Source organism: Peribacillus sp. NPDC097675 (assembly GCF_050277655.1).
Classification (GTDB): domain Bacteria; phylum Bacillota; class Bacilli; order Bacillales; family DSM-1321; genus Peribacillus.
In genome coordinates this window covers 106,907-127,500 of record NZ_JBNNSK010000009.1, presented here as the reverse complement: position 1 = coordinate 127,500, position 20,594 = coordinate 106,907, and the positions used below count along the sequence as shown (strand labels likewise).

Annotated in this window: 20 protein-coding genes; 14 read left to right on the top strand and 6 right to left on the bottom strand. The window is 38.0% G+C overall.

Annotated features, from left to right (window positions below; translation table 11 throughout):
* From ACQKL5_RS14615 to ACQKL5_RS14590, 6 genes are all read left to right on the top strand, one after another.
* Window positions 1-1,890: a PTS fructose transporter subunit IIABC gene (locus ACQKL5_RS14615; RefSeq protein WP_427609613.1), complete on the top strand. Its 1,890-nt coding sequence runs from the start codon at window positions 1-3 to the stop codon at window positions 1,888-1,890.
* A gap of 162 nt (window positions 1,891-2,052) precedes the next feature.
* Entirely contained in the window at window positions 2,053-2,466 is a 414-nt protein-coding gene (locus ACQKL5_RS14610) for a secondary thiamine-phosphate synthase enzyme YjbQ (RefSeq protein WP_427609612.1), read from the top strand.
* Window positions 2,467-2,486: 20 nt separating this feature from the next.
* On the top strand, window positions 2,487-3,056 hold the full coding sequence (locus ACQKL5_RS14605; RefSeq protein WP_427609611.1) for a GNAT family N-acetyltransferase: 570 nt from the start codon (window positions 2,487-2,489) through the stop codon (window positions 3,054-3,056).
* Window positions 3,057-3,195: 139 nt separating this feature from the next.
* The gene (locus tag ACQKL5_RS14600) at window positions 3,196-3,795 is read left to right on the top strand and encodes a cell wall hydrolase (protein ID WP_427609610.1); all 600 of its coding nucleotides are present in this window, start codon (window positions 3,196-3,198) and stop codon (window positions 3,793-3,795) included.
* Window positions 3,796-3,944: 149 nt separating this feature from the next.
* Window positions 3,945-4,589: a PAQR family membrane homeostasis protein TrhA gene (gene trhA / locus ACQKL5_RS14595; RefSeq protein ID WP_427609609.1), complete on the top strand. Its 645-nt coding sequence runs from the start codon at window positions 3,945-3,947 to the stop codon at window positions 4,587-4,589.
* 89 nt (window positions 4,590-4,678) lie between these two features.
* Entirely contained in the window at window positions 4,679-5,158 is a 480-nt protein-coding gene (locus ACQKL5_RS14590) for a YusW family protein (protein ID WP_427609608.1), read from the top strand.
* Window positions 5,159-5,453: 295 nt separating this feature from the next.
* Here ACQKL5_RS14590 and ACQKL5_RS14585 read toward each other — a convergent pair whose 3' ends face one another.
* The gene (locus ACQKL5_RS14585) at window positions 5,454-5,993 is read right to left on the bottom strand and encodes a biotin transporter BioY (RefSeq protein WP_427609723.1); all 540 of its coding nucleotides are present in this window, start codon (window positions 5,991-5,993) and stop codon (window positions 5,454-5,456) included.
* Window positions 5,994-6,312: 319 nt separating this feature from the next.
* On the opposite strand from ACQKL5_RS14585, the gene ACQKL5_RS14580 reads away from it, so the two are divergent.
* Both ACQKL5_RS14580 and ACQKL5_RS14575 read left to right on the top strand, forming a co-directional pair.
* Entirely contained in the window at window positions 6,313-6,831 is a 519-nt protein-coding gene (locus ACQKL5_RS14580) for a hypothetical protein (protein WP_427609722.1), read from the top strand.
* A 24-nt stretch (window positions 6,832-6,855) separates the two neighbouring features.
* Complete coding sequence (locus ACQKL5_RS14575; RefSeq protein WP_427609607.1) at window positions 6,856-8,403, top strand: flotillin family protein; 1,548 nt, start codon at window positions 6,856-6,858, stop codon at window positions 8,401-8,403.
* Window positions 8,404-8,531: 128 nt separating this feature from the next.
* Here ACQKL5_RS14575 and ACQKL5_RS14570 read toward each other — a convergent pair whose 3' ends face one another.
* Window positions 8,532-8,804, bottom strand: a complete 273-nt coding sequence (locus ACQKL5_RS14570) for a hypothetical protein (protein WP_427609606.1) — start codon at window positions 8,802-8,804, stop codon at window positions 8,532-8,534.
* 249 nt (window positions 8,805-9,053) lie between these two features.
* Here ACQKL5_RS14570 and ACQKL5_RS14565 point away from each other — a divergent pair, with 249 nt between their 5' ends.
* Window positions 9,054-9,629 (top strand): hypothetical protein, encoded by a 576-nt coding sequence (locus ACQKL5_RS14565; RefSeq protein ID WP_427609605.1) that lies wholly within the window; start codon window positions 9,054-9,056, stop codon window positions 9,627-9,629.
* 204 nt (window positions 9,630-9,833) lie between these two features.
* Here ACQKL5_RS14565 and ACQKL5_RS14560 read toward each other — a convergent pair whose 3' ends face one another.
* The gene (locus tag ACQKL5_RS14560; protein WP_427609604.1) at window positions 9,834-10,892 is read right to left on the bottom strand and encodes a permease; all 1,059 of its coding nucleotides are present in this window, start codon (window positions 10,890-10,892) and stop codon (window positions 9,834-9,836) included.
* A 166-nt stretch (window positions 10,893-11,058) separates the two neighbouring features.
* Between ACQKL5_RS14560 and selD the strand changes: the two genes are divergently transcribed.
* Entirely contained in the window at window positions 11,059-12,108 is a 1,050-nt protein-coding gene (selD, locus tag ACQKL5_RS14555; RefSeq protein ID WP_427609603.1) for a selenide, water dikinase SelD, read from the top strand.
* A 115-nt stretch (window positions 12,109-12,223) separates the two neighbouring features.
* The gene (gene mnmH, locus ACQKL5_RS14550; protein ID WP_427609602.1) at window positions 12,224-13,261 is read left to right on the top strand and encodes a tRNA 2-selenouridine(34) synthase MnmH; all 1,038 of its coding nucleotides are present in this window, start codon (window positions 12,224-12,226) and stop codon (window positions 13,259-13,261) included.
* 120 nt (window positions 13,262-13,381) lie between these two features.
* On the opposite strand, the gene ACQKL5_RS14545 is transcribed toward mnmH, so the two are convergent.
* Together ACQKL5_RS14545 and ACQKL5_RS14540 are read right to left on the bottom strand one after the other, a co-directional pair.
* Window positions 13,382-15,001 (bottom strand): ABC-F family ATP-binding cassette domain-containing protein, encoded by a 1,620-nt coding sequence (locus tag ACQKL5_RS14545; protein ID WP_427609601.1) that lies wholly within the window; start codon window positions 14,999-15,001, stop codon window positions 13,382-13,384.
* A 152-nt stretch (window positions 15,002-15,153) separates the two neighbouring features.
* Window positions 15,154-16,668, bottom strand: a complete 1,515-nt coding sequence (locus tag ACQKL5_RS14540; RefSeq protein ID WP_427609600.1) for an HD domain-containing phosphohydrolase — start codon at window positions 16,666-16,668, stop codon at window positions 15,154-15,156.
* A 248-nt stretch (window positions 16,669-16,916) separates the two neighbouring features.
* Between ACQKL5_RS14540 and ACQKL5_RS14535 the strand changes: the two genes are divergently transcribed.
* A complete protein-coding gene (locus tag ACQKL5_RS14535) occupies window positions 16,917-19,163 on the top strand; it encodes a HelD family protein (protein ID WP_427609599.1) in 2,247 nt (748 codons plus the stop codon).
* Between the two features lie 55 nt (window positions 19,164-19,218).
* Here ACQKL5_RS14535 and ACQKL5_RS14530 read toward each other — a convergent pair whose 3' ends face one another.
* A complete protein-coding gene (locus ACQKL5_RS14530) occupies window positions 19,219-19,743 on the bottom strand; it encodes an N-acetyltransferase family protein (RefSeq protein ID WP_427609598.1) in 525 nt (174 codons plus the stop codon).
* A 140-nt stretch (window positions 19,744-19,883) separates the two neighbouring features.
* On the opposite strand from ACQKL5_RS14530, the gene ACQKL5_RS14525 reads away from it, so the two are divergent.
* Window positions 19,884-20,075 carry a hypothetical protein gene (locus ACQKL5_RS14525; protein WP_427609597.1) on the top strand — a complete coding sequence of 64 codons (192 nt, stop codon included), beginning with the start codon at window positions 19,884-19,886 and terminating at the stop codon, window positions 20,073-20,075.
* 78 nt (window positions 20,076-20,153) lie between these two features.
* On the top strand, window positions 20,154-20,567 hold the full coding sequence (locus ACQKL5_RS14520) for a hypothetical protein (RefSeq protein WP_427609596.1): 414 nt from the start codon (window positions 20,154-20,156) through the stop codon (window positions 20,565-20,567).
* Window positions 20,568-20,594 lie beyond the last annotated feature (27 nt).

Below are 20,594 nucleotides of genomic sequence, written 5' to 3'. Positions count from 1 at the left end.
ATGAAAATTACAGATTTGTTAAAATTGGATACAATCATAATCGATTTACAAAGTGAGACAAAGCAATCTGTTATTGACGAACTTGCGGGGAAGTTAGCGCAATCCGGTCGTTTATATGATGAAGCTGATTTCAAGTCCGCCATTTTGAAACGTGAAGAACAAAGTACCACGGGGATAGGTGAGGGCATTGCCATCCCACATGCAAAAACGAGTGCGGTTAAAACACCGGCCATTTGTTTCGGTAAATCGGTTTCAGGAATTAATTATGAATCGCTTGATGGTCAGCCCGCCCATTTATTCTTTATGATTGCAGCAAGCGAAGGGGCGAATACTGATCACTTAGAAACACTTTCTCGTCTATCTTCATTGTTAATGGATGCTCACTTCAGGTCACGATTAATATCTGCGACTTCCGATAAAGAAATACTAGAAATTATTGACCAAAAAGAACAAGAAGCAGATCAAGAAGAAAGAGAAGAAAATGAAGAACAGATAAAGGGTACAAATGGTATCGCAAAGGTATTGGCAGTAACTTCCTGTCCAACGGGAATCGCTCACACGTATATGGCAGCTGATGCCTTAAAAGCTAAGGCAAAGGAAATGGGCCTTGATTTCAAAGTGGAAACGAATGGATCGACAGGAGTAAAAAACGGGTTGACTGCAGAGGAAATTGCCGATGCGGATGCCATCATCGTTGCGGCGGATAAACAAGTCGAGATGGATCGATTTGATGGTAAGCGGGTTATCATCGTTCCCGTTGCCCAAGGACTAAGGAAGCCAGAAGAGCTACTTAGACGTGCTATCAATCAAGATGCACCCATTTACAAAGGCTCTAAAGTAGATGGTAGAAAAGATGAACCCTCACCGAAAAGAAGGCTCGAAATTTATAAGCACCTAATGAACGGTGTAAGTAATATGCTACCCTTCGTTGTTGGTGGTGGGATCTTAATCGCACTATCTTTCTTTTTTGGAATAGAGGCATCCGATCCGACAAGCCCTGAATATAATCCGATTGCCAAAGCGCTAAGTGATATTGGTGGAGGGACTAGCGGCGCCTTTTTCTTTCTCGTCCCCGTCCTGGCAGGGTTCATTGCCTCAAGCATTGCAGATCGTCCCGGATTTGCTCCCGGTATGGTCGGAGGGCTGTTGGCCGCACAGGCCAACGCTGGCTTCATTGGTGGCCTGATTGCCGGTTTCCTTGCAGGCTACGTTGTTCTAGGATTGAAGAAAATATTCTCTTATTTGCCACAAGCTTTAGAGGGAATTAAACCGGTATTACTTTATCCATTGTTCGGCATGCTAATTACAGGTTTAATCATGTTGTTTGTGATTAATGAACCAGTTACTGCAATAAATCTGGGATTATCGGATTGGCTTCAGGGCTTATCAGGTACGAACGCCATTGTTTTAGGGGTGATTCTTGCAGGGATGATGGCTGTTGATATGGGTGGACCAATCAATAAAGCCGCATTTACTTTCGGAATTGCGGCTATCGAAGCACAGAGCTTTGGGCCTCATGCAGCGGTTATGGCAGGTGGTATGGTCCCACCGCTTGCAATTGCATTCGCGACGACTTTCTTTAAACATAAATTTACCGATACAGAAAGAAAATCCGGACTTACGAATTACTTTATGGGGGCTTTTTTCATTACGGAAGGAGCGATTCCTTTTGCCGCAGCCGATCCATTCAGGGTTATTATCAGCAGTGTAATCGGTGCAGCTTCTGCGGGTGCTTTAACGATGGCGTTTCATGTCACGTTACCTGCACCACATGGTGGAGTATTCGTAATTCCTTTAGTTAATCATCCATTTCTTTATTTATTGGCCATTATCATAGGTTCCCTTATCAGTGCCGTGATATTAGGCTTTTGGAAAAAGAAACTGAATTAAGGCATTACGTTAAAAAGCGGATTCAAGAATCATTGAATCCGCTTTTTCTATGCCACCCAAGTATACTAGTTGATTGTGCAAAGGGAACTTAATGTCAATGGAATAAAGCATGTTTTTCTTTCATAATGGGTAGAAGAATATAAAAAGGAAAAAAGGAGTGACATGACCTTGTTGAAGAAAAGTGCAATAAGAACAATAAAAAGAGATGATATGATAGATATAACAACAGAAGTACAGAAATATATTTTGGAAGCGGGAATACAAGAAGGGATAGCTCTTGTTTATTGTCCACATACTACTGCAGGGATCACGATTAACGAAAATGCAGATCCAGATGTCAAAAAGGATATGCTTAGGAGACTGGACGAGCTCTATCCTTGGAATCATACACTTGATTTGCATATGGAGGGGAATACGGCAGCTCATTTGAAATCTAGCACCGTTGGGTCTTCCCAACAGATTCCTATCCACAAAGGAAGTTTGGTTCTGGGTAGATGGCAGGGAGTATATTTCTGTGAATTTGATGGTCCTAGAGAGCGTCAATACTTTATTAAATTGTTGGTTGAGCAAGATTAGGATATGCAGGGGGAAAACAATTGAGAGATATTTTAATTAAGGGTGAGAAAGTACGATTAAGGAATGTTAAGCAGGAAGATTTAAAGATCCTTTGGAGTTTAAAGTATGGGGAAGAAAATCCTGTTTGGAGAGAATGGGATACACCCTATTTATTTAATGAAATAATGGACTTCCCTACATATACCACCAATGAGGAGAAAATCCGGAGATACGATGAAAAATTAGGTGTCTTCTCTGAGTTAGTGATAGAAAAGGACCATCAAATAATTGGTACGATTGTGTACTATTGGGAACACGAATCAGCAAGATGGCTAGAGTTGGGCATTACCATATATGAACCTAATTATTGGAATGGGGGATATGGTACGGAGGCCATTAACCTGTTTATACCTTATTTATTTAAACACTTAGAAATAGAGAGGGTCGGACTGACTACATGGTCGGGAAACGAGCGAATGATGGCAGTCGCTAAAAAAGTAGGTATGCAGCTCGAAGGAAGAATGAGGAAGTGTATTTTTTATAAGGGGAACTATTACGATTCCTTAAAAATGGGAATATTGCGTGAAGAATGGGAGGCCAAGGAATTATAATCGGTCCGATCTAATTTTTTATTGCAAGCGTCCTATAGAAAATGTAAAAATATCTCTGGATTTCCTTGGGAATAATTTGGCGCTGTTTTCTGATTTTGATTCTGTTATTCTAGGTAAGTGCTTAACGAGGAGGTAAAGAATGAAATTATCAGTATTGTTACCGATGATAATAACTCTTAGCGTCATCATACTTGGTATGGCATTTCCTTGGGGAACTACAAGTAAGGCTTCGAATGGTGCTAAAGAACATGTCATTGAGCAAGGTGAATCGATATGGGATATTGCTAAGCAACACGGAGTTCCAATTAAAACGTTAAAAGAGGTCAATAATAACAAGAATAATGTTGCTGAAGTCGGCAAAACGTTAATTATCCCACAATACATGAACGAAACCGATAAAGAACTATTAGCTAGACTGGTTCATGCTGAAGCAAAAGGTGAATCATATCGTGGAAAGGTAGAAGTTGCAGGAGTCGTTTTAAACCGTCTTGATAGTGACGAATTTCCTGAAACGGTCCGGGAAGTGATTTATCAAAAAAATCAATTCTCCCCTGTTGATGATGGTAGCATTAACAAAGCAGCAGGCAAGGATGCAGTGCGAGCTGTAAACGAAGCGATAGCGATACATGGCTACACAAATGATGCTCTGTACTTTTGGAATCCAAGTATATCTGACAGTGTTTGGATGAAAAAGTTAGAGGTAATTAAAATTATCGGTGGTCACCATTTTGCCATTTGATTGTTTAGTCCTGACCGTCAAAATGACGGTCAGGCTTTTTGAATTCTAAATGTAAAAGGCGAGTGTTAAAAAACATTCTTTAATGCTGTGCAGAACTAAGATATAATTGATAAGAAATTTAAAAATGGAGAATGCTTAGGAGTTGTATTATGGCTAATACACACACTTATACAAAAAAAGAAGAAGTATTCAATGCAATAACACATGGTCTTGGCGCCTTATTAAGTATTGCGGCTCTTGTAATCTTAATCATATTCTCAGCTCGGCAAGAATCTGCTTCGTTGATGCTGATTTCAATTATCTATGGCATTTCCATGCTCCTTTTATATGTAGCTTCTACATTAGTACATAGCTTTCCTGAAGGAAAAGCGAAGGACCTATTTGAAATTTTTGACCATTCAGCCATTTATATTTTTATTGCAGGATCATACACACCAATCATGCTTCTCGTCATACAGGGAACATTAGGATGGACACTATTAGGCGTGGTATGGGGCGTGGCCGTGATGGGGGTTATTTTCAAGGCCTTCTTTGTTAAAAAGTTTCTTTATCTTTCTACGATTTTATATATCGCTATGGGTTGGATGATTGTCTTTGCATGGGGGCCGTTAACTGCTGCCATGCCTGATCCGGGGATTCATTTGCTTTTAGCCGGAGGTCTACTTTATACTTTCGGAGCCATCTTTTATGTCTGGCGCGGATTTCCGTTTCATCATGCCGTATGGCACCTCTTCGTGCTTGCAGGTTCTGTGGCACATTTTTTTGTAGTTTTGTTTTATATCATCCCTCTCTAACTGGAGGGATTTTTTTTTATGGAAATATCCGTGTTTTAAATGTTGTCTTTTAGGTAAAAGATAAGGAAAGAAACAAAGGAGGAATTTACATGAAAAAATATTTGAAAATACTATCTGTTCCATTTGCTGCCATGATCATATTGACTGGATGTGGAGATGATGACGAAGTAAAGAATCCGCCAGCTGAAGATAATGAAAATCAAGCGGAAACTAATCCTGAAAAAGGAACGGATAACGAAAAATCACCATTCACTTTTAAAGCGTTTAATCTAGAGGTAGACTACGAAGGAAAAAATAATGATTATGAAGCAGAATATGATACCATGGGCGCGAAAACCGAGGCTTCTATTGAAGATGAACTTAATAAACATGAAGTTAAAGGTGATGAAGCGATGGAAGAATTGACACCGATCTTAGAAAAGCTGGAGTTCACACAGGATTCGAAGGATGACGAGGTTGTACAAGAGGTAACCAAGGCATTCGACTTAAAAGAAGGTTATGAAGAATTCGAGTTGGAAGTAACTTATAGTGATGGAAAAACAAAGGTATATAAAGTAGTCAATAAATAAATTTAATTGGGAATCCTACCTCGATTTTTTATTTCTCGAGTTGCCAAATCTAGAAAGTTGTAGTAAAATAATGGGGGTAAACAAAGGGGTTTATCATACTATTACTATGTTATTTAAATTCGGACTTATGGGGATAGGACCGTAATAAATACGTATAAAAAAAGATTCTTTTTCAGAAAAGAGTCTTTTTTTATACGTGTTTATATTATTTTAGATATGATACCAATTCCCTTAATTAGCTAAAAAGACAGGTATAATACCTCTAAAGGGTATCCTTCCTGTCCTTTTTTGTATATTAGGATATGGAAATGTTTTTCTTTGGAAGCATTTTCGCCGAAGCAAGCCTTGCTCTGATAGAAACCCCCAACCAAGAGGCAAGTAGGGCTTTAAGAATTCCTACGATTACAAATGGAGCAAATCCACTAGCAAGGGCAGCTGTCCAACTTAACGAAGCCATATATTTCAACCATATAGTTCCGATGATCAGAGTAATCATCATTCCAATGAAATTTGCTAGAAAAGCAAATGGAAGTGTAAAACGAGTTTTTTCTAATATCAAGCCAGTAATGAAAACTGTAGGAATATATGATAACAAATAGCCACCCGTGGGACCGAAAATCTTTGCAAGCCCTCCAGACATTTCTGCAAAAACAGGTATACCGGAAGCTCCAATAAACAAGTACAAAATCACAGAGTAAGTGCCATAACGAGAACCAAGGATGGTAGCGGCAAGTCCGACTGCTAATGTTTGTCCCGTAATCGGGACCAGCGGAAGTGGAATGGTAATTTGAGATAGAATGCCGATTATAGCTGCAAATAAAGCTGTGATTATCATCATTCTTAATTTTTCATGATTATGATTCAAATCATTTCCTCCTCTTAATGTAAACTAAATTTAAGTAATGGTTAACATATAAAATTTTATTATAGGATGTTAATGCTGTCAACATCTTTTATTTAATTTGAATTTGATGAAATGTGACTGAAATTGCCTCATTAGAATGTTTTTATATAAATGTGAAACTTTATCTGGTTATATACGTATTTAATGGTAATTAAAGATAAGGGTTGAATGACAAGAAGAGAGGAGATATAGGATGGTGAACTAAAGCAAGTCGTTCTACGGAAGAAATCTTAATGTGAAGGATGAAAATATGGAGTTATATGGGGTTCCATTAGAAACTGTATATTTATATGGGTTAATTGTCTCTGGAGGACTGACATTTTTAATTATTTTGTTTAATGATGTATTTTCCGGATTAGAACTTCCGGATCTACTTAATCCGACTCTTATTTTTAGTTTTTTTACGATATTTTTTGCAAGTGGTTTTTTGTTTGAATCGGTTACAGGTCTCCAGGCCGGAATAATTGCTATTCTCTCTTTTTTTATTTCATTAGTTATTGTTATTTTATTGAATGTGTTTGTTTTGATACCCATTTCAATGGCGGAGGCCAGTTTAGCCTTTCATGATGATGACTTAAGGGGAAGGGTTGCGAGGGTCTTAACAACAGTCCCAGTAGACGGGTTTGGAGAAGTGTTGATTGAGAGTACTAGCGGAAGTATTTCAAAGACCGCAGCAAGTTACAAAAATGAATCAATTGCTTCAGAAACTAAGGTTTTAATAATAGAGGTGAAAAATGGGGTTGTTTATGTCATCCCCCATAATAATTAAAAAAGAATAGGGAGGGAATATTTTATGACAAGTTTAATATGGATCGTTGTTGCTATTGTTGCATTTTTACTTATTGCACTTATTGCTGTCTTTGTTACGAAATACCGCACGGCTGGTCCGGATGAAGCATTAATTATCACTGGTAGTTACTTGGGAAATAAAAACGTACATTCCGATGAATCAGGTAATAAGATTAAAATTGTCCGGGGTGGTGGTGCATTTGTTCTGCCAGTCTTTCAGCAAGCAGAACCGTTGAGCCTGCTTTCGAGTAAGCTAGAGGTATCAACCCCCGAAGTATATACAGAACAAGGTGTACCAGTGATGGCAGATGGTGTTTCCATTATTAAAATTGGGAGTTCCATAACGGATATTGCGACGGCAGCTGAGCAATTTCTTGGTAAGTCCAAGGATGATCGTGAACAAGAGGCGCGTGAAGTGCTTGAAGGACATTTAAGGTCAATCCTTGGCTCAATGACAGTTGAGGAAATCTATAAGAATCGTGAAAAATTTTCACAAGAAGTCCAGCGAGTTGCTTCCCAAGATTTAGCGAAAATGGGGCTAATCATTGTTTCTTTCACAATAAAAGATGTACGGGACAAAAACGGCTACCTTGACTCACTTGGTAAACCAAGAATTGCGCAAGTGAAAAGGGATGCTGACATTGCGACCGCAGATGCTGAGAAAGAAACTCGAATTAAACGAGCCGAAGCCTCAAAAGAAGCTCAACGTGCTGAACTCGAAAGAGCAACAGAGATTGCAGAAGCCGAAAAAATCAATAAATTGAAGGTCGCTGAATTTCGCCGTGAGCAGGATATTGCTAAAGCACGTGCAGACCAAGCTTATGACCTTGAGACAGCCAGATCGAAGCAGGATGTTATGGAACAGGAAATGCAGATAAGGATAATTGAAAGGCAAAAGCAAATTGAAATAGAAGAAAAAGAAATACTCCGCCGTGAAAAGCAATATGACTCTGAAGTGAAGAAAAAAGCGGATGCAGACCGTTATTCGGTGGAGCAAGCTGCTTCTGCCAATAAGATGAAACAGATTACTGAAGCAGATGCCAATAAGTATAAAATTGAAGCAATGGCAAAAGCCGAAGCGGAACGTATTCGTTTGGATGGGCTTGCCAAAGCGGATGCACAAAGGGCTCAGGGAACGACAGATGCTGATATCATCCGCTTAAAAGGGGTAGCAGAGGCTGAAGCAAAACAGAAGATTGCAGAGGCATTTGAACAGTTTGGTCAAGCAGCCGTGATGGATATGATTTTAAAAATGCTCCCGGAATATGCTAAAGAAATTGCTTCTCCATTGGGTAATATTGATAAAATAACGGTTGTTGATACTGGTGGAAACGGTGTAAATGGAGGTGCTAACAAAGTTACCTCTTATGCGACCAATTTAATGTCCACATTACAAGAGTCTTTAAAGGAATCTTCAGGTATTGATGTGAAAGACTTACTTAATAATTTTTCAGGTAAACGAAATATATACCCGTCCACGGTGAATCAAGAAAATCTAGACATGAACACGACGACAGGTACAGGGAAAGAAGAGCTGGAAAAGACTATTTAAAGCCCTAGCACGTACAAATGGTTGGGGAACAATAGGCAATATGAAAGAGCCCATATAGTGATCGTATGGGCTCTTTACTATCTCTTATGTAGAAGGATATGTAACGCGAAGAGGTAGCCGACCTAATCTTAATAGATATTTTCATCCCATTCAGGTTGTAGAAATGAAAGGTACTCATTCTTTTGATGGGAATAATGAAAGCATTTAAAGAAAAAAGAAAAATCATCAAAAAAGAATGAATGGTGTTCATCGAAATTATATGAATCCAAAAACCGTTTAATAATGATTTGATGACTTACTGGTTCAAATAATCCAGTTACGTAAAATTGGTAACTGAATTTATCATATAAAGAAAGATAGCCTGCTTCTTCAAAAGTTTGTTTTACGAAATTAGATTCCAACTATAGTCCCTCCTTACTAAACAATATACCTTTATTTTCCTTAGGCTATGCATGTGTTTGAGGCATACGATCTTGACTACATTAAACATCGGTATCAAATAATATACCATTGCTGCACATTAAATTGCTTTGTAAGATCTATATATATTCTGGGTAAGCTAGGAAAGGTTATTTACTTTCTCACTATCATATTATTATGGTAAGATTGAAAGGATTTAAAATACAAGGCAAGAGTAAAGGAAGATACCGTTGAACAAACCTGTAAAGTTATTGATTGCATTTTCACTTATTATTATTGTTATATTGATGTTTTTTGTTTCGAAGGTAGTATTTGATCCAAAGAATAATTCCGAAGAAGCAACTGATACGACAAAGGTTTCTAAAGAATCAAGTTATCTAAAGGATACGGACAAAATATATAGGGTTAAGGAGTATAAAGCAAAGAAAAAGCAAGACCTTATATTCGATCTAAGCTTTATTGGAACATCAAAAGGATATGATACATGGTATGGAGCGGATACTTATTTAGAAAAAGAAAACCAGTATGGTTTGTTTTATGGTGAGGACAAGATATTAGCCTACCCCGTTGAAGAAGGAAAAAAATGGAGTGTAGGGCCGTTTGATTTTACTATCGTATCTGTTAATGAAACGGTTAAAACTGCAGCAGGCACCTTTGAAAATGCTGTAAAAGTTAAAACCACTGAAGCTGATTCGAAAGAATACAGTTTAACTTATTATGAAAAAGGTGTAGGTCAAATCTTAAAAGAATCTGTTGATGAATCTAATAAAAAGACCATTAGATATGAACTACTGGAAATTAAATAAAAATGTAGAGCACACTTCTCATAAGAAAACCCACAGAGAGTTCAATTTCCCTGTGGGTTTTTGATTTGATTCTTTTTTCATAAAGAAGTAGAAAAAAGCTATACCAACAAAATGAAAGATGAAGGTTAAAGCTACTTCTTCCATTTTGTTAAAGTTGTTATAGGTTTGCGTTTCTATAGAATACGTAAGATACTTTACGATTTTTTATAAGAAAATCGTTCCTACCAATCCACTCACTATTCCAAGAATAACTACAGAACCAACAACAAAGAATAGGACTCTTTTAGGGAATGACTTAGCGACAAGTATTAAAGATGGCAGACTGATTGCTGGTAATGTTAGTAGCAAGGCAGCAGCAGGTCCTCCACCAAGTCCTAAAGACATAAACGTCTGTATAATTGGAATTTCAGCAGCAGTTGGTATAACGAAAAGCATCCCCGCTATTGCAAAGATGATAATGGCAATTAGACCGTTTGCAGATGAATCTATTTGAGGGAATAGCCAAACACGGGCAGCCCCTATAAGCAATACAGATAAAACATATGCAGGAACAATAAATAGAACCATGTTTCCTAAGCTTTTTAACCACCTAGAAAGAAAGTTACCAGTGGGTTCATTGTCCGTTATTATCTGGTCTATATCAATCGGTTGTTTGTCTTTAACGAAACGATTAGCTAAATAGCTTATTCCAAAAGTTAGAATCAGGCCGAAAAATAGGCGAATTAACGTGAATTTCCATGATAAAACAAATGTCATAAAGACAAGCGTGGCTGGATTGATGGTTGGATTTCCAATCCAAAATGCTAAAGCTGCACCAACTGAGACATTTTTTTTGCGTAGTCCAACAGCAACTGGGGCTGAACAACAAGTGCACATCATACCAGGGATCGAAGCTAGCCCGCCGACGAATGTGCTGCCGAACGATGTTTTCCCAAGCCATTTAAGAAGCCATTGTGTTGGTAATAAGACTTGTACCAAAGAGCTGAGCAGGATTCCTAGGATGGCCGCTTTCCAGACGGACAAGAAATAAACCTGTGCATAATCCCAGGCAGATTTCCATGATAGGGTGGCGCTTGACTGGTCTCCCAAAATAGATGTTCCAATGGAATGTGTATCTGCTGCTAGCATCCCTTTTTGATAATAGGGCCACCATTTTATATAAAGTAATCCTACAATAGCGATTACTAAAAATGAAACGATAAACCAAAATGCTTTAGTCTTTGACGATTGTTGCTCATGAAGTGTAGGTTTTAGCTGTGACATGGTTACCTCCCAATATAATAAAAAAATTTCAAAAGACAATATATTATACCACTAATCTATAATTTATTTTTGTGAAATAGTAATTTCGTAAATTTAAGCCCGAATTATGCATTTATTGACTTTGTGTTTTATAATAATTAAGACGAAAAGAAAGGTTGATTTAATTATGACAAATTCAAATAGTGTTAAGCTTACATCATTATCCTCAAAAGGAGGTTGTGGCTGTAAGATCGGTCCAGCAGACTTGGCTCAGGTTTTACGCGATTTACCACCTACACTTCCTAACCCGAATTTATTAGTTGGTTTAGATACAAGTGATGATGCTGGGGTTTACCGTTTAAATGATGAATTGGCGATTGTTCAAACCGTTGATTTCTTCACACCCATCGTTGATGATCCATATTCATTCGGACAAGTAGCGGCTGCCAATGCCATCAGTGATATTTACGCAATGGGGGGAAAACCGCTAACCGCCCTAAATATTGTTGCCTTCCCAATCTCCAAATTGGAGAAGCAAGTCTTGACTGATATTTTACGAGGTGCGGGAGATAAGTTAAAAGAAGCGGGTGCCACTCTTGTCGGGGGACATTCAATCGATGATAATGAGCCGAAATTCGGCCTTGCCGTGACAGGACTTGTTCATCCCGATAAGATCCGTACAAATGCTGGGGCGAAACCTGGAGATAAACTTATTTTGACAAAACCTATCGGTGTTGGCATTTTAACCACATCCATTAAGAGGGATCTTCTAACAGAAGAAGAAATCGCTCGTGTAACAAAAGTAATGTCTACGTTGAATAAGGTAGCTTCAGAAACGATGGAATCCTATGATGTCCATGCTTGTACGGATGTTACTGGTTTTGGTCTATTAGGACATGCTTCAGAAATGTCAAAAGGAAGTAATACTGGTCTTCGTATTCATCATGCTCAAGTTCCGATTTTGCCGAGGGTTAAAGAGCTAGCTGAAACTGGTGCCGTACCGGGGGGAACAAAAAATAACTTCACCCATCTTCAAGGTGATGTCACTTTCCCAGAAACAATGGATCAACTAGATCAATGGATCTTATGTGATGCCGTTACATCAGGTGGTCTATTGATTTCCGTAGCAGGAGTAGAAGCAGATGCGTTATTATCTGATTTACAAGATGCAGGGGTGGAAGCTGCAATAGTGGGTGAAGTAACTGAAGAAAATCCAGGGCACATTGTTGTCTTATAACTAATGAAAAAATTGCTTTGGAAGAAATCGACGATAGCTGATTTCTTCCATTCTCATTTTAGAACGCTAGAAGATATTCAAGTTTTTCTTACAGATTCAGAAAGGTGGAAACATTGTGTTCCAAGATATTTCAGTTGATGAATTGCTCGATTTAAAGGATAAGAAAGAACTCACCGTAATTGATGTACGTTCCCCATCTGAATATAAAGATGCCACCATTCCTGGCAGTTTAAATATACCGTTTTTTAATGATGAAGAAAGAGCAGAGGTAGGAACGCTTTATAAACAAGTGAGTGCCCAGACTGCTAAAGAGCGAGGCCTAGAAATTATTTCTGTAAAATTACCAGGGTTTATAAAGGAGTTTGCAAAAATAGAAGGTAAAAAAGCCGTTTTTTGTTGGCGTGGAGGCATGCGAAGCAGGACTACTGCCACAGTTTTAGCCTTAATGGGAATTAAAGCCCTTCGATTGGATGGAGGGTATCGTAACTATCGTAATTGGGTGGTAGATCACCTAGAAACACTGGACATGAAACCCGAAGCCTATGTATTGAACGGATTTACCGGGACAGGAAAAACGACAATCCTGCATCGGCTTAGGGCAGATGGATACCCCATTCTGGATTTCGAAGGTATGGCCAATCATAGAGGGTCCGTTTTTGGTCAAATCGGTCTGGAACCGAACAATCAAAAAAAGTTCGATTCATTACTTTTCGAGAGCGTCCAAAATGTTCAGCAATCGCCTTTTGTTCTTATTGAAGGAGAAAGTAAAAGGATTGGTAAAGTTATTATTCCCGATTCCGTCTTAGCAAAAAAGGAACAAGGGATACAGGTATTCATCGATTTGCCTATTGAAGAGAGAGTTCAACATATTTTAGAGGACTATCAACCTTGGGATCATGAACAGGAGTGTCTAGAAGCCTTTTTGAGGATTAAAAGAAGGATACATACTCCCATTGCTGCTCAAATAGAAAATGATTTGAAATCCGGTAATTACTCGTCGGCAGTCGCACTACTACTTCAATACTACTATGATCCTATGTATCAACATACTGCTGACCATTTTCCTGATGATCGAAAAATCACAATCCAGGCTAAAAATGTAGATGAAGCAATTGAGATCATTCGTGAGCGTTTACGTGTAAAGCACGGGTAGCATTAGGGCTGTCTGGGTTTTCCTTGTCCGATCAATAATTAATTACCTGAATTCTAACTCGGTTTATAATGCAAAGAAAGCACATCCTAAAAAGGTGTGCTTTTTTTGATATTCTACTATTTATTTATACATTTCAGCGATTTGCTTTTGTAATTTGCTATCTGCAAGGTACTCATCATAGCTCATTTGCTTGTCGATAGTCCCATTAGGCGTTAGTTCGATAATACGGTTCGCAACTGTTTCGATGAACTGGTGATCATGAGAAGAGAAAATCATGGCCCCTTTGAAGTTGATCAATCCGTTATTCAGTGCCGTGATGGATTCTAAATCAAGATGGTTAGTCGGTTCATCAAGCATTAGAACGTTAGAACCACTTAGCATCATCTTAGAAAGCATGCAGCGGACTTTTTCTCCACCTGAAAGAACGCTGGCTTTTTTCGTTACTTCATCACCAGAGAATAACATTCTTCCTAGGAAACCACGCAGGAAGCTTTCACTTTGATCGTTAGGGGAGTATTGACGCAACCAATCCACAAGTGTTAAATCGACTCCCTCGAAGAATTCAGAGTTGTCTTTCGGGAAATATGCTTGTGAAGTGGTGACACCCCATTTGTAAGTGCCGCTATCTGGTTCCATTTCACCAGCTAGAATTTTGAACATGGTAGTTTTTGCAATTTCATCTTTACCGACAAAAGCGATTTTGTCTTCTTTATTCATGATGAAACTTACATTATTCAATACGGTTACGCCATCAATAGTTTTTGTGATTCCGTCTACACGTAACAAGTCATTTCCTATTTCGCGTTCTGGTGAAAACCCTACATAAGGATAGCGACGAGAAGATGGTTGAATGTCATCTAGATTGATTTTATCCAACAATTTCTTACGGGAAGTGGCTTGGCTCGATTTAGAAGCATTCGCACTAAACCGCGCAATGAAACTTTGAAGTTCTTTAATTTTTTCTTCTTTTTTCTTGTTGGCGTCTTGTGTTAATTTAAGAGCGAGTTGGCTTGATTCATACCAGAAGTCATAGTTCCCGATATAAATCTTGATTTTCCCGAAATCCAGATCCGCAATATGTGTACATACCTTGTTAAGGAAGTAACGGTCATGGGAAACGACAATTACGGTATTTTCAAAGCCAATCAGGAACTCTTCTAACCATTTAATCGCTTTTAAGTCCAAGTGGTTGGTAGGCTCATCAAGTAAAAGAACATCAGGCTTGCCAAACAAAGCTTGTGCAAGCAACACTTTCACTTTGTCTCCACCAGTTAGTTCAGCCATTTTTTTTGTGTGAAGGTCTTCAGAAATACCAAGACCTTTTAATAGGATGGAAGCTTCCGGTTCTGCTTCCCACCCGTTAAGTTCTGCGAATTCACCTTCAAGTTCGGCAGCTTTCATACCGTCTTCGTCAGTAAAGTTCTCTTTCATGTATATAGCGTCTTTTTCTTGCATGACTTCATATAATCTTTCATGACCCATGATGACGACTTTAAGGACCTCTTCTTCTTCAAATGCAAAGTGATCTTGTTTTAAAACGGCAAGGCGTTCGCCAGGACCCATATGGACATCACCGGATTGTGCTTCAATTTCTCCGGAAAGGATTTTTAAGAATGTGGATTTACCGGCTCCGTTTGCTCCGATTAATCCATAACAGTTACCAGGCGTGAATTTTATATTAACATCTTCAAACAGTTTACGATCGCCGTAGCGTAAACCAACGTTATTTACTGTAATCATTTATTTACATTCCTCCAATGACAATATCCTTAAAATTATAACATGAAAGAGGGGTACAATAAAAATATTTTAGGTTGATTTAAGGGAAAAGTAACAAAAGTAAGACATTGGGATAACCACATAGATAAAAGGAGAACTTTTGAAACGGATACTTATTCCGCTAATTTATTTGGGTCATGTTGTTCGAGTTCTTTTCTTTGTAGTCGGATAAAACAGTCTACGATATTTGGGTCCCACTGACTCCCGCTACCATCTTGAAGGATGTGTAAAGCTTTTTCTGCTGTCATGCCAGATCGATAGGTTCGGTTAGAGGTCATGGCATCAAAAGCATCAGCAACGGCAATGATACGACCGAATAAAGGGATTTCTTCTCCTGCTAGACCATCTGGATAACCAAAGCCATCATATCTTTCATGATGGTATTTGATACCGGGTACCAGCTTCAATAATTCTTCATCCATGTTGGATTGTTCGATTATTTTTGCACCTACTCCAGGATGTTTCTGGATTTCCGCAAATTCTTCTTCGGTAAGCCGTCCCTCTTTTAATAGAACCATGTCAGGAATCCCAACTTTTCCGATGTCATGAAGAAGTGCAGACTTTTTTAATAGGTCGACCTGTATGGGATCCAGTCCAAATTCTTCACCAATTCGAATGGCATATTCGGCTACTCGTATCGAATGGCCTGCTGTATAGGAATCACGTACATCCATCATGGCAGCTATTATGGAATAAGTATTATTGAGTAGATTCTGCTTTTGTTCATCTCGGTTTTCTACAGAAGTCATCAAGTGATTGAAGCCATTAATCAAGTCATGGAATTCATCAGTGTAAGTATTATCAAGAGATTTGTGTTCTCCTTTTGTAAAAGATGTAATACCGGTTTTGAGAGTCTGAATAGGAGCTTGGATATCTTTCGTCAAAAGATAGACTCCGGCAAAAGCTATTAGAATGATAAATAAGAAAAACAAACTTGATGTTACGGAAAATTCACTCCAAAAAGCGAATGCCTTCTCTCCTAAATTCAATGTTATCAGTATGCTGAATAGCAGGAAGGGAAATAAAGTTAGAAATAAACAACAGACTAATAACTTAGCTTGTATACCTATAAATACATGACTTTTAAGCGTACCGCTCTTTCCGTAAAGGGCGATTGCCTGATTCATTAAAGAGTTCTTTAAAGGATGAATAGCTTTAATGGATAAGAAAAAATCGAATAAAGCGTGCATGGCCGACATAAGGATACCAGCTAATAGTCCTAATATGACCCAAAATTCAGAACTAAGCAGATCTGATAGTATGAAAAAAATGGATATGGATAAAGCAGGTATGACTGCTCCAAAGTAATGGACGAATAAAGTCCGCCTACTTGCTAGTAAAGGGTATCTCTGAGCTGCCGTGTATGCTGTCTGAAGGGTATGTAAGCTGGGTGCATCTTGTTCAAATGCTACCCTGATCGGCCTAACATCTTTGCGGTAAACAAAATACTCACTACATACCATAATGATAATGGAAAGTGCTCCCGTACCTATAGTAAGGATTCCATCTGTTAATGAGATATTTATAGAGTCGAAAATCAAAAAACTTCCAATACCAAATATGACAATGATATTTCCTGATATATAATTAATAAATATTCTGTTCTGGAATTCCTGAAAGAGCTTCAATACAATTTCCTCCTGAACTGGTTCAATATTTCCTTCTAAGCCAACATAGTATAGCAAACCTTTAATCTGGAATATATAGTTTTTTTATTCAAAGTTAAGTAATGAGTATCCTGTTTAGATAGGTAAAAGGAAAATAGTAAGGGGTATCTTGTCTTGTCAATACATTATTATTTTGTTAATATGGATGTCCATTTCAAGGACATCGGTAATCTTTATATCTCTAACGTGTAGGAAGGAGGAAGGCTGAAATGATGAGACATCCCGATTTTGAAAGGGAACAAGAACGGCTGGACTTCACAAAAAGGTACATTGAAGTAGTCATCAAAACTGCGGAAACTAGTAAGGATCAATTCCAGAAGAATATGCAGGAGGCTTTTGGTGATGCGGATTGGTCAGAGTCAGGTTTATATTCGCAATTACTCACCACTGCTAACTTTTTTGAAATGTCCCAATCTGAATTGGAAAGCTTGAAAATAGCAAGTAACAAGCCTTACTTTGCTAGGGTGGACTTTGTCCGGAATGATGGTGAACAAGGAGAAATTCTTTATTTCGGTAAAACATCGCTCTATCAACGTGAAAGCCAAGAACAAATCATTGTTGATTGGAGGTCCCCCATTGCCAACCTTTATTATGAAGGCCGTATTGGTGAAGTAGAATATCATGCTGAAGGAGAAAAATTTAGCGGGAAAATCACGTTAAAGCGGCAACTGATGATTGAGGCTGGTGAGTTAGAAGCGGTTAGGGATATTGACTTAACGACGACGGATGAATTACTGCAAGAATCTCTTTCTAAAAGTTCAAGCAATCGCTTGACCGATATTATTACGACGATACAGGAAGAGCAAAATAAAATCATTCGTGCTGATTTAAATAAGCCCATCATTGTTCAAGGGGCGGCGGGTAGCGGAAAAACGACTATCGCTTTGCACCGGATTTCATATTTTATTTACCACTACAAAGACTTATTTGATCCACGCCAGTTAATGATTCTAGCCCCGAGCCGTGTATTCATTGATTACATATCTGAAGCTTTACCGGAACTGGGAGTTGATAAAGTAAAGCAGTTTACATTTGCAGAATATGTTCAGGTAGCGATTGACCGGCCTTTGAATCTTAAACAGGATAATAAATTGATCCGTATATTGGAAGAGAGCAATGAAGAAACTGAAGTGGCTATCTGGATATCCGGTTTAAAAGGTTCTCCCTTATTTAAGTCAATCTTGGATGGCTATGTAAAAGATATTTTCGGTAGCTTTCATCCAATTGAAGATTTTTATTGTGATAATTACCGCCTATTTTCAGCCAAGAAGTTTATTAGATTATTAGAGGAAGATTACTGGTATTTGCCGCTTTATGGGCGACTGGATAAGTTAAAGGTCATTTTGCAAAATGAAGTGAAAATGAAAAAGAAAAAAATGTTGGATCAAGTAGCGGACTTTTATCAAACGAAAATTGATAAAGCCTTTGCCAAGAATATTGATCCGGTGAAACGTAAGGAGTTTGTTACAAAGTGCCACGACAAAAAAATTGAACGGACTGAACGGATGAAAAAAGCGATACGGACTTCTGTTCGTGCTTATTTTAAACCCTTCAAAAACAAAAGTTTGCTTCAGTATTATCAGGAGCTATATCAGGATCCGAATCGGATGGTTTTATATAGTAACGGTAAGATTGGCCTTGAGGATGCACATGCATTATGTGAGTATAGTCAGAAATTATTTAAGGAAAAAAGCTATGAAATTGAGGATTTGGGTGCTTTATTATATTTACAGGAATTGCTTTTTGGTGTAGATAAGGACAAGAAAGCCAAAAATGTGGTCATTGACGAGGCACAGGATTATAGTTTTATGCAGCTACAAGCACTGAAAACAGCCTTTGACACGGATATGTTCACGCTTGTGGGGGATCTTGCTCAAGGCATCCATTCATATAGAGGGCTTCAAACATGGGATGAAGTCCATCGTTGCATTTTTCCAAGAGCGACTTATACAGAACTACAAAAAAGTTATAGGACAACCAATGAAATTATGGAGCAAGCCAATCGGATCCTCCAATTATTACCTTATGATTTTCCTGAGGTTGAGCCGGTGGTCCGTCATGGCAAAGAACCTGAATTCATTTCTATTAAAAGAGATGGCTGGGAGAAGAAATTGATTGATCATATCTCCATGTTAAAAAGAGAAGGGTATAAAACGTTTGCAATCATTACTAAAACGATGAAAGATTGTAAGCTCGCTAATGATGAATTGAGTAAGTTCTCCAATGATTTTCATTTAATAAATGAAGAAGGGATGATCCCGAAACATAAAGTCATGTTAGTCCCTTCCTATCAATCTAAAGGGCTTGAATTCGATGTGGTGGTGGCATTATCTCTGGAGGAAAAGTTTCTTCGGGAGAATGAGCTGGATATTAAATTGTTATATGTAACCATGACAAGACCGTTGCACCGGCTTTATTTTTTTGGAAATGAGAAAGAAGACTTTCTTTTAGAATGAATCCTGTTAGGAGGCCATATATGGTGGAAATATGCCTCCTGATTGTGTGGTTTTTTTACAATTTCAACAGGATATCATGTATGTCATCCCAGCCATATCCAACTTCCTCAATCTCGGTACCAGCCATTTTAATAGTTTTCTCTGTGATTATCCGGCCACCAAGTGCTTCATAAAATCCCCTTGAAGGATTATCCTTTAGCGCCCATATGATTAGATTGCCATGTTGCTTTTTTACAAGTTCTTCAACGACAGCTTTAATCAGTTTCTTACCAATGCCTCGCCGTTGATACTCTTGTAACAGATAGATGGCATACACTTCGCCTTGAAAGTAATGGTGTGTATTCGTTTGTTCGGGTCCACCTGCGGCAAAACCGACTATATGCCCTTCATCATTTTCAACGATATATGTGGCGCTATGTAGCATCTTTAAGTTTCTTGCCCAATTTTTTTTTCTGGTTTCCAGATTCATGGAGTCTAAATATGTGTCTGGAATAATCCCTTTGTACGTTGATCTCCAACTCTTTATATGTACATGGGCAATCCCGGTTATATCATTTTCCGAAGCCTTCCTGATAAGCATATATTTCACCTTCCAATTAGCTATTTTCCATAGAATATCATGTCAGATAAGATTAAACATTAAATATAGGTTTAAAACTATCTTATTAAGGAAAAGAAATATAAGAGTCATTCAACGAGATGAAGGGAAGGTTGAGAAAGATGAAATTGAAAGTAGGTTTTTATTTTCCAGGTGGTAAAGAAATTGAGCATGAGGTCGATGGCGATGACACGACACAAATAATTTCTAATATTCAGAAGCACCGCTATTATAATTTAGTTAAAGGTGATTCACATTATGTGGTAGACACTGAAAAGGCAGCCTATTTTTGTGTAACCGAAATAATGGATTGATATATAACCGTATTGGACATTTTGTCTAATACGGTTTATTCTTTTTTTAAAGATAATGATCTTTCAAAGGAGTCAATGATGAAAATTAATTTTACAAAAAGCCAATATGATACATTGATTAAATTGGTTCAATACGGATACTGGATTACTTCAGATTCGGAAAACAACGAAAAGTTTAGTGAGTTGGAGCAATATTTGAATTCCTATGCGATGGATTTCGATGTAAAAGGAATTGAATATGTGAAGGAATATGGGATTTATGATTTAAGTCGTGAACTTGAAGAAGAAATTCATGAAGTGATTGATCAATATGAAGAAGGCGTGTTCCTGGATAAGCTTGCCTACTATATGGCAAGAAAGGAATTTGCGAAGGAATCGAAGCTTAAAGAGCTTAACCAAGAGGAAGCATTCCAACGTATACTCGAACTAGAAGAGAAATACCATCTGTATATTGAAGAGAACGGGCTGGATCATCTGAAAATAGAAAAATAAGCAAATAGGAAAGGGAGGGGATATATT

Bases quoted from the DNA above. Each gene is read 5' to 3' on its own strand.
- ACQKL5_RS14615 (WP_427609613.1), top strand. From the start codon at position 1: ATGAAAATTACAGATTTGTTAAAATTGGATACAATCATAATCGATTTA.
- ACQKL5_RS14610 (WP_427609612.1), top strand. From the start codon at position 2,053: ATGACCTTGTTGAAGAAAAGTGCAATAAGAACAATAAAAAGAGATGAT.
- ACQKL5_RS14600 (WP_427609610.1), top strand. From the start codon at position 3,196: ATGAAATTATCAGTATTGTTACCGATGATAATAACTCTTAGCGTCATC.
- trhA (WP_427609609.1), top strand. From the start codon at position 3,945: ATGGCTAATACACACACTTATACAAAAAAAGAAGAAGTATTCAATGCA.
- ACQKL5_RS14590 (WP_427609608.1), top strand. From the start codon at position 4,679: ATGAAAAAATATTTGAAAATACTATCTGTTCCATTTGCTGCCATGATC.
- ACQKL5_RS14585 (WP_427609723.1), bottom strand. From the start codon at position 5,993: ATGATAATCACAGCTTTATTTGCAGCTATAATCGGCATTCTATCTCAA.
- ACQKL5_RS14580 (WP_427609722.1), top strand. From the start codon at position 6,313: ATGGAGTTATATGGGGTTCCATTAGAAACTGTATATTTATATGGGTTA.
- ACQKL5_RS14575 (WP_427609607.1), top strand. From the start codon at position 6,856: ATGACAAGTTTAATATGGATCGTTGTTGCTATTGTTGCATTTTTACTT.
- ACQKL5_RS14560 (WP_427609604.1), bottom strand. From the start codon at position 10,892: ATGTCACAGCTAAAACCTACACTTCATGAGCAACAATCGTCAAAGACT.
- selD (WP_427609603.1), top strand. From the start codon at position 11,059: ATGACAAATTCAAATAGTGTTAAGCTTACATCATTATCCTCAAAAGGA.
- ACQKL5_RS14545 (WP_427609601.1), bottom strand. From the start codon at position 15,001: ATGATTACAGTAAATAACGTTGGTTTACGCTACGGCGATCGTAAACTG.
- ACQKL5_RS14535 (WP_427609599.1), top strand. From the start codon at position 16,917: ATGATGAGACATCCCGATTTTGAAAGGGAACAAGAACGGCTGGACTTC.
- ACQKL5_RS14530 (WP_427609598.1), bottom strand. From the start codon at position 19,743: ATGCTTATCAGGAAGGCTTCGGAAAATGATATAACCGGGATTGCCCAT.
- ACQKL5_RS14525 (WP_427609597.1), top strand. From the start codon at position 19,884: ATGAAATTGAAAGTAGGTTTTTATTTTCCAGGTGGTAAAGAAATTGAG.
- ACQKL5_RS14520 (WP_427609596.1), top strand. From the start codon at position 20,154: ATGAAAATTAATTTTACAAAAAGCCAATATGATACATTGATTAAATTG.